An 11626-nucleotide genomic window follows, 5' to 3' on the forward strand; every position below is an offset into this window, starting at 1 on the left:
CGGCGGCGCTCAGGACCAGTCGGCCCCGCGGTAGGTGCCGAAGCTCCACAGGTTGCCCTCCGGGTCCCGGGCGGTGAACTCGGTGGACCCGTAGTCCCGCTCGACCGGTGCTTCCAGGATCTCCGCCCCGGCCACCGCCGCCCGCCGGTGCAACGCCGGCACGTCGTCGACCACGACGTAGACGGAGCCTGAGCCCGGCGGCACCGGCCAGCGGTCCTCCGGGTCGTCCCGGACGGAGCCGAGCATGACGCCGCCGCCGGCCGGCCCGGCGAGTTCGGCGTGCTCGACCCGGTCGCCGTCACCGTGCACGGTGACCACGCGGAAGTCGAAGGCCGTGGTCAGGAAGTCGATGAGCCCGCGGGCGTTCCGCGCGCGCAGCGCGGGCCACACCTGTGGGGCGGGCGTGCTGGTCGCCGTCCGCCGGTCGGTCTGGAGGTCGGTCCGGTTCTCGGTCATGACACCGACCGTGCCACCTGCGGACGGGCCCGGTCTTGAACGAATCGGTGATCGGCGCGGTGACCGTCGGCGTCCGCCTCGGCCGCGGCTCCGGTCTCCACGAGCATGCCCGACTCCGCGGCCACCCAGCCCGTCGGCGGCAGCCCGGAGAGCGACCGCCACTCCCGGGTCAGGTGCGCCTGGTCGGCGTAGCCGCACTCGGCCGCGAGCGTGGCCAGGTCCCAGTCACGACCGGCCGCGACCCGGCCGCCGAGCCGGCGGCGGGCCCGGTCGAACCGGGCCACCCGGGCGACCGTCTTGGGCGGCAATCCGGTCTCGGCCCGCATCCGTGCGGTCAGTCGCCGCGGCGACCATCCCACCGCCCGGGCGACCGCGTCGATCCGCACCCGGCCGGCGTCCGCGTGGATCAACCGCCACGCCTCCCGCAGCTCGGCCGGGACCGTCCAGCGGTGGTCACCAGCGGCCAGCCGGGCCAGCAGCGCCGTCTGCACCACGGCCAACCGGCTCGCCCATCCGGACGCCGCGCGGAAGTCCTCCACCAGTGCGGCCGCTCCGCCACCGAACAGGTCGGCCAGGTCGGCGTCCCAGCACACGAGCGCGCCGGCCGGACACCCGAGCAGCGCCCGAGACCCCCACGGCGTGAGCGCGACCTGCGCGCCCCACTGCCGCCCCTCGTGCCGGATGAGGGCCGGGCGGGCGTGCAGGCCGCCGACCATGGCGTCCCACCGGGCGGGCGGCTGCCCGGGATCGGCGTGCGCGGCCAGGTGCAGCGGCTCGTCCACGGTGAGGATCAGCGTGAGGTACGGCGACGGCAGACCGCGGTGCTGCCCGGGCGGCAGGCCCTCCTGCCGGTACCCGGTGATGGCGGCGACGAACGGCCGCAGCGCCGGATGGACGGGCCACGGCACCGACTCGGACAGCACAGACGCCGGGTGCACCCGACCATGGTGCCGTGCGCGGCCGGGCCCGGCCCGGCCGCGGTCCAGGGTGCCGTGGTCGGAGGTGCCGTGGTCGGAGGTGCCGGGTTCAGGGTGCCGTGGTCACCGGTGCGGGCGGCTCGGCCGGGCCGGGCCGGCCGGCTCGCTGGTCGGGCCCGGCCCCGGGAGGTTCCCGGTCCGGCGGCGCCGCCAGAGCGCGGGCAAGGAGGGGAGCACGACGCGGTCGGCTGCACCGTCCAGCACACCACCGGACGGGTCGTCGTCACCGGCCATCCGGACCAGGTCACCGGACGGCCGCAGGATGTCCCGCAGCACCAGCACGACGAGCGTCACCAGCAGCACGTCCCGCACGATCGCGGCGGCCAGGAACGGATGGATGGGCAGCCCCTTCTCGTCCACTCCGGCGAACGACAGCATCAGCAGGTACCAGACGACGACCTCACTGAGCTGCCAGAGCAGCACCGGCCGCCAGCGGGGCAGGGCGAGCACCACCAGCGGCAGCAGCCACAGCGAGTACTGCGGTGACCACACCTTGTTGGTGAGCAGGAACGCGGCCACCACCAGGAAGGCCAGCTGGGCGAACCGCGGCCGCCGCCGGGCGGACAGCGCCAGCCAGCCGATCGCCGCGCAGGCGACCAGGAACAGGCCCAGCGACAGCGCGTTCAGCAGTCCCGGCGAGGACTCCCCCGGTGCGGCGTTGAAGACGGTCGACCCGGACAGCGACTGGAAGATGAAGTACCAGGAGTCGTACTCGGCCGGTCGCTGCGAGTTGAGCCGGATGAACTCGTACCAGCCCTGCGGGTGGAGCAGCATCACCGGCAGGTTCACCGCCAGCCAGACGACGGCCGCGGCTCCCGCCGCCCGCGCCCAGCGCGGCAGGTGCCCGCTGCGCAGACAGAGCACCAGCAGCGGTCCGAGCAGCAGCACCGGATAGAGCTTGGCTGCGGTGCCCAGACCGATCAGCACCCCGGCCAGCACCGCGCGGTCCCGGGACCAGGCCAGCATCGCGGCGGCGGTCAGCGCGATCGCCAGCAGGTCCCAGTTGGTGAACGCGTGCACCACCAGCAGCGGGGACGCGCACATGATGGCCGTGTCCCAGATGCGGCGACGGGCGATCCGGGCGGTGCTGGCCACGGCCCACAGGTAGAGGAGGCCGAGCGCAACGGCGCCGATGGTGAAGTAGGCGGCGACGTCGAGCGGCACGGGCAGGAACCCGGACGACTCCACCACGGCCTGGTAGCCGTGGCTCAGCTGGGCCATCAGCCACATCCAGTAGCCGGTGACGACCGGGTACTCCATGTACCGGACCTGGCCGTTGTCGATCCACGACGTGGCGTACGGCAGGGAGCCGACGTCGAGCTGGTGCGACCCGAAGAGCGGGACCACGTCGTTGTAGCAACCGGTGATCCACGGCCGCTGACCGCCCTGGTCCAGGACGAACCCGCCCGCACCGTCCGGTCCCTGCTGGATGCAGGGCGACTTCGCCAGCCACCCGGCGATGAGCGCCAGCACGGCCAGCAGCAGGCAGACCCGCAGCGGCGTCAGGAACCGGTTGCGACCGACGACGGCGTGCCGACCGAGCGGACCGCCGATCGCGTCGCTGGCCCGCCGGACGGTGGGGTCCGTCCAGGACGGGATGACCCGGCGAGCCGGCGACAGCGACGCCCAGTCCGGCAGCCGAGGCGGCACGGATGAGGGGTCCGTGGCCGCGGCGTCCGGGTCGGCCCGGTCGCCGGGCGCCGTGGACACCGGCGTGGTGGAGGACCCGGTCCCACTGTGGGCGAACACCGCCCGGGGCTCGCCGTCCGGCGCGGACGCGGCGTCCGGCCGATGCGGAGCACCGGCCGGGGCGTCCCGTCGCCGGGTGGGTGGCTCGTGGTCGGGCGCCGGTCCGGTCACCGTGGGGATGGTACGCACCGCGGGTCTCCGACCGCGGTGCGCCGATGGTCGGTCTCCGACCGGCAGCTGACGGTCCGTCCCGACCGACCGCTTCGCCCGAGGCGAACCGACCGGCCGCACCCGACCGACGGGCGGTGAATCGTGCGCCGCACCACAAATCGTCGACAACTGCCCTGGGTCGGTCAGAAATTCATGTGATCAGGACGTGATCGGCGTGGCCGGGTGCTGGCCACCGTCTTTGCCCGCCCGTCCGGGCGCGTCACCGCCCCGGGTCGGCGGAGCCGGCAACAACCGATGAGCGTGAAGAACGCGCCGACTGTCCCTGGATCAGGGCACGACCGCGCCACTTGTCCTCGTCGCCGTGTGCTCGCCCCGGGCCACCCGAGACGTGACCGTTCGTGCTCGACCGTGCAGGCGACGTCGGCGGCTCGGTGCGACCCGGCCGCGCTCGGACCCCCGTCGCCCGCGTCGCCCGGGTGGGCACTCGCGGATCCAGCCCCGTCCGGCCGCGGGACCACCGGGAACAGGAATGCAACCAATACATCGCAGGAATCGGCGCTCGCATTGAGTTCGTTCGCCAGGCGAATGTTCAAAGAATGCGGCGCATCGCTCGGACGTCATTGCGCGCAACGCGCCGGCCACCTTCACGGAACGATCTCCGGCCCGTCACCCGAGTGCCGTCCTCGATCGGTCCTGGTCACCTCCGCGCGATCGGGGACCGCCCCGACGGTGATACGACCGACCAGTCGGTCGGGGGGTTGCTGACCACCCCGGTCACGCCTCGGCCGATCACCGGGAGCCCACTCGCGGCAGCACTGCGTCACGCCGTGTCACCCTCTCTGACCGCCGCCTGATCCACGCTGTGGGGGGCTCCGCAGCGGCGTCAGGTCGGGACCGGTCAACACCCGCGGACCGTCGTGGGCGGCCGATCGAACGACTGGTCGTTTCCGCGATGCTGCGGGCAGTGGTCGCCGGGTGGCGAACACGCCGGGCGGCACCGTGGCCGGCCACCGCTCGCGCCGACCCCGGCCGCTCGGGTCGGGCCCGACGGCTGCGGGTCGAGCGGCCCGAGGAAAGGCCGCCGAGATCGCCGACAAAGGCTGCCGTTATCTGATCGTTATCCGCCGGCGCACCCCCCGCATTGCGACCGACCACCGTGACCGCTTACCGTCCAACAACCGCAGACGGAACGACCACTCCGCACACCACCCCGTCGAACAATCGGACCACGTCGTCCGAGGTCGCCGCACGTCCGCACATGAAGACTTCAACGAGGAAGTGACCGCATTCGTGCTGAAGTTCATCCTCTACCGCATCCTGAGCACGATCCCGGTGCTGATCCTGGTGACCTTCGCCGTGTTCAGCCTGGTGCTGCTCATCCCCGGCGATCCGGCGGTGACCATCGCCGGGCCGGATGCCACCGTCGAGCAGGTCGCCCAAGTGCGAGAACGGCTGGGACTCAACCGACCCATCATCGTCCAGTACTGGGACTGGATCACCGGCGCGCTCCAGGGTGACCTGGGCACGTCGCTGTTCACCAGCCGCCCGGTCTCCACCTCGATCGCCGACGGCCTGCCCGTGACCCTGTCCCTGGCGGTCATGGCGCTGCTCATCTCGCTGCTGATCGCCCTGCCGACCGCCGTCATCTCGGCCGTCAAGCGCGGCACCTGGATCGACCGGGTCGCCACCGTGGGGTCGTCCCTGGGCATCGCGCTGCCGTCGTTCTGGCTGGGCCTGGTCTTCGTGCTGATCTTCAGCCTCGGCCTCGGCTGGCTGCCGGCGACCGGCTACGTGCCGATCACGGAGAGCCCCGGTCAGTGGCTGGAGCACATCATCCTGCCTGCGCTGACCCTCGGCATCGCCGGCGCCGCGGAGAGCACCAGACAGCTCCGTGGCTCCATCATCGGCGTGTCCCAGCAGGAGTTCATCCGCACGGCCCGCTCCAAGGGCCTGCGCGAGGGCAAGGTCATCGGCAAGCACATCTTCAAGAACGCCAGCGTCCCGCTGGTCACCGTGCTGGGCCTGCAGATCACCGCCCTGCTCGGCGGCGCCGTCCTGGTGGAGCAGATCTTCGGCGTCCCCGGCCTCGGTCAGATCGCCATCCAGGCCGTGACCACCCGCGACATCCCGGTCATCCAGGGCATCGTGCTGATCTCGGTGCTGGTCGCCATGATCTCGAACCTGCTGGTCGACCTCACGTACGGCTACTTGAACCCGAAGGTGCGTCCGCGATGACCGACACCCAGAAGAGCCATCCCTCCGGCGAGGACCGGATGGCCACGGAGCACCTCCGGTCCTCCACCTCGAACGAGATCATCGACCAGGAGTTCATGGGCCCGGACGCTCCGCAGGCGTCCGGCCTGCCCGGCGGGACGACCGCCGAGGAGGTCACGGCCGCGGTCGTGCACGGCGGCGGCGTCTGGAAGGACTTCCGCCGACGGGTCGGCAGCAACAAGGCCGCCGTCGTCGCCCTGTGCGTGATCGGCTTCCTCATCCTGGTCGCGATCATCGGGCCGTTCATCACCCCGGACGACCCGAACCAGCAGAACCTGCGGGCGGTGCTGCTGGACCCGTTCACCAACGGTCACATCCTGGGCACCGACCAGCTGGGCCGGGACATCCTGAGCCGACTCATCGTCGGGACCCGGGTGTCGCTGATCGCCATCGCGATCGCCATCGGTGTGTCGATGGTGATCGGCGTGCCGATCGGCTTCGTCTCGGGCTTCCTCGGCGGACGGTTCGACGCCGTCGTCATGCGCGTCAACGACGCCCTGATGAGCTTCCCGCCCCTGCTGCTGGCCATCGCCCTGGTCGCCGTGCTCGGGCCGAGCCTGGTCAACGCGATGATGGTCGTCGGCCTGCTGATGTCGCCCCGCTTCGTCCGTCTGGTCCGCGGCGTGGTCATCGGCCTCAAGGAGGAGACCTACGTCGAGGCGTCCCGCAGCATCGGCACCTCGACCGGCTCGATCATCGTCAAGCACATCCTCCCGAACACGCTGTCCCCGTTGACCGTCGCGGTCGCCGTGACCGCCGGGTACGCGATGCTCACCGAGGCCGGCCTGAGCTTCCTGGGTCTGGGCGTGCAGCCGCCGGACGCCAGCTGGGGATCGATGATCCGTGAAGGCTTCCTGTACTACGGCCGTTCGCCGTGGCTGGGCATCTTCCCCGGGATCATGATCGCCATCACGGTGTTCACCTTCGTCACCCTGGGCGACGGTCTGCGCGACGCCCTCGGCCGCGAAGAGCGGAAGGAGTAGGGATGTCGCACCGCTGCTGCCACCGCCCGGCTCCTCGAACGGCATCCCGAAAGGCCCTGTCATGACCAAAGCCGTCTCCCAGTCTGCGTCCTCCGGCGCAGTGCTCTCGGACCGGCCCACCCTCGAGGTGGAGGACCTCTTCGTCGAGGTCCTCACCGAGAAGGGCTGGGCCACCGTGGTCGACGGGGTCAGCTTCTCCGTGGCCCGGGGCGAGACCCTCGGCATCGTCGGTGAGTCCGGCTCCGGCAAGAGCGTGACCTGTCTGTCGATCACCGGCCTGATGCCGCCGAAGCAGACGCGGGTCCGGGCCAAGACGATGCGCCTCAAGGAGCACGACCTGCTCTCGCTGAGCCCCCGCCAGATGGCGGACGTGCGCGGGCCGGTCATCTCGATGATCTTCCAGGAGCCGATGAGCAGTCTGAACCCGGCGTTCACCGTCGGGGACCAGATCGCCGAGGTGCTGCGCCGGCACGAAGGGCTGTCCCGCAAGGCCGCCAAGGAACGCGCGATCGGGCTGCTCGCCCGTGTGGGTGTGCCCAACCCGGCCCGGCGCTTCAAGCAGTACCCGTACGAGTTCTCCGGCGGGATGCGGCAGCGCGTGATGATCGCCATCGCGTTGGCCTGCAACCCGGACATCATCATCGCCGACGAGCCGACCACGGCCCTCGACGTGACCGTCCAGGCCCAGGTGCTCGAGCTGCTGCGCGACATCCAGCGCGAGCACGGCATGTCGATCATCTTCATCACCCACGACCTCGGCGTCGTCGCCGACATCTGCGACCGGGTGGTCGTCATGTACGCCGGCCAGATCGTCGAGGGCGCGCAGCTGGACACGCTCTTCGAGCAGCCGGAGCACCCGTACATGGAGGGTCTGCTGGCCGCCATGCCCCGGATGGACAACTCGCTGGCCGAGCTGGTCAGCATCCCCGGCAATCCGCCGCGGGTCGGCGCCTTCCCCGAGGGTTGCCGGTTCAACCCGCGCTGCAAGTACGCGGACGACCGCTGCCGGACCGGGGAGTCGCCGGTGCTCGAACTGGCCGCCCCGAACCACACCACCCGCTGCCTGCGTCACGACGAGATCACCTTGACGGGAACGACATGAGCCACCCCGCCTCCGAAGCCTCGCCCGCCCCGGACGCCTCGACTTCCCCCGTCGGCGCCGAGGGCTCCGTGCCCGCGACCGCGCAGGACGCCGGACCAGTTGCGCAGCCGGAGCCGTCCGGCCCGGCGTTGCTGGAGGTCAAGGACCTCCTGGTCACCTTCGGCCGGAAGAAGGCGTTCCGACCGCTGGTCGAGACCCGTGCCGTCGACGGCATCAGCTTCAACCTCTACCAGGGCGAGACCCTGGGCCTGGTGGGAGAATCCGGCTGCGGCAAGTCGACCACCGCGCGCGGCGTCATGCGCCTGGTCGAGCCCAAGTCCGGCTCCGTCAAGCTGAACGGCAAGGAGCTGCTCGGGCTGCCGATCAAGGAGCTGCGGCCGGCCCGCAAGGACATCCAGATGGTGTTCCAGGACCCGTACTCGTCCCTGGACCCGTCGATGCTGGTGCGGGAGTCCATCGGCGAGCCGTTGGACGTCCACATGAAGATGAACCGGCAGCAGAAGACCGAGCGGGTGGCCGAACTGCTCCGTCTGGTCGGCCTGCCGCCGGACTACATGGTCCGGTACCCGCACGAGTTCTCCGGCGGTCAGCGGCAGCGGCTGACCATCGCCCGCGCCATCGCGGCCGATCCGAAGATCCTGGTCCTGGACGAGGCGGTCAGTGCTCTGGACGTCTCCACCCAGAACCAGGTCATCGACCTGCTGGAGGAGTTGTCCCAGAAGATCGGCCTGACCTACCTGTTCATCGCCCACGACCTGTCGGTGGTGCGGCACATCTCGGACCGGGTCGCCGTCATGTACCTGGGCCAGATCGTCGAGCACGGCCCGACCAAGGCCGTCTTCGACGAACCGGCCCACCCGTACACCGAGGCATTGCTGTCCGCGGTGCCGATCCCGTCGCCGAAGACCCAGCGCAGCCGCGAGCGGATCGTGCTCGCCGGTGACCCGCCGGATCCGTCCCGTGTGCCCCCGGGCTGCCGGTTCCACACCCGGTGCGCGTACGCGATGGACATCTGCCGCACCGTGATGCCGCAGCCGACCCCGAAGGTGGGTGGCGGCGAGGTGGCCTGCCACCTGCACACCTCCGGCCCGATGCTGCAGGGCCGATCCCTGCGCATCATCAGCACCGGCAGCACGCGGACGATCGAGAACGACGCGGCGCAGGTCGTGGCGTGAGCCGGACGATGCGCGCCGTCGGAGTCCCGGAACCCGGCGGCCCTGACGTCCTGCGCATCGTCGAACTGCCGGTCCCCGAGCCGGGCGTCGACGAGGTCCGGATCCAGGTGGCGGCCGCGGCGGTGAACCCGACCGACACCGCGTTCCGGCAGACCGGTCCGCCGGCGGACGCCGAGCTGCCGCCACCGTGGATCCCGGGCATGGAGTTCGCCGGCCGGATCGACGAGGTCGGCAGTGCGGTGACCAGCCGGTTCGCGGTCGGCCAGCGGGTCATGGCCATCGTCCATCCACGTCGGCCGCTCGGCGGGAGCTACGCGCAGTACGTCGTGGTTCCCGCCGACGCGGTCGCCCCGGTCCCGGAGGGGATCTCGGACGCGGAGGCCTCCACCCTGCCGATGAACGGGCTGACCGTCCTCTCGGCGTTGCAGCACCTGGACCTGTCCCCCGGCCAGACGCTCGGCGTCACCGGGGCGGCCGGCGCCGTCGGCGGCTACGCGGTCCAGCTCGGCAAGCACGCCGGGCTCCGGGTGATCGCCGACGCGTCCGAACGGGACGAGGAGCTGGTCCGCTCGTTCGGTCCCGATGTCGTCGTCCGCAGCTCCCGCGATCCCCAGCAGGAGACGGCAGCGTTCCGGGCGGTCGCCCCCGACGGCGTCGACGGGCTGCTGGACGCGGCCGTGCTGGACGCCGGCGCCCTGCCGATCGTCAAGGACGGCGGTGCCCTGGTCACGGTCCGCTTCTGGGAGGGACCGAGCGAGCGTGGCATCCGGATCCACGCCGTGAAGGTGCGCGACCACCTGCGCGACGGCGCGTCGATCGCGGACCTGGCCGAACTGGTCACCGCGAACGTGCTGACCCTCCGGGTGGCGCAGACCTATCCGGCGGAGGAAGCCGCCGCGGCCCACGAGCGGCTGCAGGCCGGCGGGACGCGCGGCCGGCTGGTGCTGACCTTCTGACGCACCACATCGAGTTCCCCGACGCTGTCCATGGTGTCGGGGTCGCACCAACGCATGATCGCTCCACCAGTTCCACACACCCGTGTCCAGGAGGACATCGAAATGAGCACAGCAATGAGGCTGCGATCTCGACGATCACGGATGTTGGTCGGATTCGTCGCCGCCGCCGCCCTGACCCTGTCCGCCTGTGGCGGGGGTTCCGACGGTGACTCCGGGGGCGGTGACGGGAGCACGTCCGGCGCAGCCGGCGGCACCGTCTCCCAGGGCCTGGACGCCATCGGCGCGAACTACGACCAGCGGGACCCGAACGGGACCTTCCGCTACGTGTTCGTGCAGAACCCGTCGACCTTCGACCCGCACCGATCCGCCAATCCGTGGGACATGATCTTCTTCCGGCTGGTCTACGACCAGCTGGTGCGCGAGAACGAGGAGGGCGAGCTGGTTCCCCAGCTGGCCACCGAGTGGGAGTTCAACGCGGACCAGACCGCGCTCACCATGAAGCTGCGGGACGACGTCGACTTCATCGACGGCACCCACTTCAACGCCGAGGCGGTCAAGGCCAACATCGAGCGGGCCAAGACCCTCGAGACCAGCACCCTCAAGGGCGCGCTCGCCCGAGTCGGTGACGTGCAGGTGGTCGACGAGTACACGGTGCAGATCAACCTGACCGGCCCCGGCGGCAACCTGCCGGCGCTGTTCAGCGGTACCGCCGGCTCGATGATCAGCCCGGCCGCGTTCAGCAACCCCGACCTGGACCAGAAGCCGGTCGGCTCCGGCTTCGCCACGCTGGCCGAGTACGTGCCCGGCCAGGTGTCCAAGTACGACCGCAACGAGGACTACTGGGAGCCCGAGGCTGCCGGTGCCGCGCACTACGAGATCTACGCCCAGACCTCGGCTCCCACCCGGCTGAACATGCTGCAGACCGGCCAGGCCGAGCTCACCTACCTGGACCCCTCGCAGAACGAGCAGGCTGCCCAGGTCGGGCTGAACGTCGCCCCGTCCAAGAGCCTGTCGATCATGTCGATGTACATGAACACCGGCAAGCCGCCGTTCAACGACTACCGGGTGCGTGAGGCGTTCGAGCACGCGGTGGACAAGCAGGGCCTCGTCGACGGCGTGTTCTTCGGGCTGGATCTGCCCGTCGCGCAGTACATGCCGCCGGACTACTGGGCCTACGACCCGAACGTCGCGGCCGACGACCCGCGCTGGAACTACGACGTGGAGAAGGCCAAGGCGCTGCTGGCCGAGGCCGGCTACCCGGACGGGGTCGACTTCGAGATGCTGGTGCCGGGTCTGGACGACCACCGCGCCATCGCCGAGGCACTGCAGCCGATGCTGGCCGAGGCCGGCCTGCGGGCGAACCTGCGCGTGGTCGAGTCCCCGACCACCGGTGTGACCTTCTACGGCCGCCAGGAGGGCAACGCCTTCCCGGGCATGGGGTCCCCGTTCCAGGACATCTCGTCGGTCTACCAGGCGAGCCTGCCCGACCAGTACGCCAACCCGTGGAACACCACCACGCCGGAGTTCCAGCAGGCGTGGCTGGAGTCGCTGCAGGGCGCGACCCAGGAGGAGCGGCTCCCCGCCATCCACAGGATGGTCGAGGAGGAGAAGAACATCCGGAAGAGCTTCGCCATGCTGGCGCACTACCCGCCGAGCGCGTGGACCGACAAGGCCGCGTTCCCGGAGGGCTACCGCCCGGCCTACGCCCCCGACCTGCGCTACGTGGGTGTGACCGCAGGCTGATCGCCGTCCCACCCGCGATCACATGATGTCCAGAACGCCCGGGCTGTCGACGATGTCGACGCCCGGGCGTTCTGTGTCGCCCCAGAATGCTTCGCAGTGC

9 protein-coding genes are annotated in these 11626 nt (G+C 71.0%); 6 read left to right on the top strand and 3 right to left on the bottom strand.

The window, feature by feature from the left end:
• Positions 1-9: 9 nt before the first annotated feature.
• The 3 genes from JL106_RS16655 to JL106_RS22205 all read right to left on the bottom strand — a co-directional run bounded on the left by JL106_RS16655 (position 10) and on the right by JL106_RS22205 (position 3293).
• Positions 10-456 carry a VOC family protein gene (locus JL106_RS16655; protein WP_205261874.1) on the bottom strand — a complete coding sequence of 149 codons (447 nt, stop codon included), beginning with the start codon at positions 454-456 and terminating at the stop codon, positions 10-12.
• A complete protein-coding gene (locus tag JL106_RS21730; RefSeq protein WP_205261875.1) occupies positions 453-1394 on the bottom strand; it encodes a helix-turn-helix domain-containing protein in 942 nt (313 codons plus the stop codon). Before JL106_RS21730 ends, JL106_RS16655 begins: the two co-directional genes overlap by 4 nt.
• 102 nt (positions 1395-1496) lie before the next feature.
• Positions 1497-3293, bottom strand: a complete 1797-nt coding sequence (locus JL106_RS22205) for a glycosyltransferase 87 family protein (protein WP_205261876.1) — start codon at positions 3291-3293, stop codon at positions 1497-1499.
• A 1278-nt stretch (positions 3294-4571) separates the two neighbouring features.
• Here JL106_RS22205 and JL106_RS16670 point away from each other — a divergent pair.
• From JL106_RS16670 to JL106_RS16695, 6 genes are all read left to right on the top strand, one after another.
• Positions 4572-5528: an ABC transporter permease gene (locus JL106_RS16670; RefSeq protein WP_205261877.1), complete on the top strand. Its 957-nt coding sequence runs from the start codon at positions 4572-4574 to the stop codon at positions 5526-5528.
• On the top strand, positions 5525-6550 hold the full coding sequence (locus JL106_RS16675) for an ABC transporter permease (protein ID WP_205261878.1): 1026 nt from the start codon (positions 5525-5527) through the stop codon (positions 6548-6550). The genes JL106_RS16670 and JL106_RS16675 overlap by 4 nt, the downstream gene beginning before the upstream one ends.
• A gap of 61 nt (positions 6551-6611) precedes the next feature.
• Positions 6612-7652 (top strand): ABC transporter ATP-binding protein, encoded by a 1041-nt coding sequence (locus JL106_RS16680; protein ID WP_205261879.1) that lies wholly within the window; start codon positions 6612-6614, stop codon positions 7650-7652.
• Positions 7649-8827: an ABC transporter ATP-binding protein gene (locus JL106_RS16685; protein ID WP_205261880.1), complete on the top strand. Its 1179-nt coding sequence runs from the start codon at positions 7649-7651 to the stop codon at positions 8825-8827. Before JL106_RS16680 ends, JL106_RS16685 begins: the two co-directional genes overlap by 4 nt.
• Before the next feature lie 8 nt (positions 8828-8835).
• Complete coding sequence (locus JL106_RS16690; protein WP_205261881.1) at positions 8836-9783, top strand: NADP-dependent oxidoreductase; 948 nt, start codon at positions 8836-8838, stop codon at positions 9781-9783.
• A gap of 141 nt (positions 9784-9924) precedes the next feature.
• Positions 9925-11526, top strand: coding sequence for an ABC transporter substrate-binding protein (locus JL106_RS16695; protein ID WP_205261882.1), 1602 nt, complete (start codon positions 9925-9927; stop codon positions 11524-11526).
• Positions 11527-11626: the final 100 nt, after the last annotated feature.

Source organism: Nakamurella leprariae (assembly GCF_016918035.1).
GTDB lineage: Bacteria > Actinomycetota > Actinomycetes > Mycobacteriales > Nakamurellaceae > Nakamurella > Nakamurella leprariae.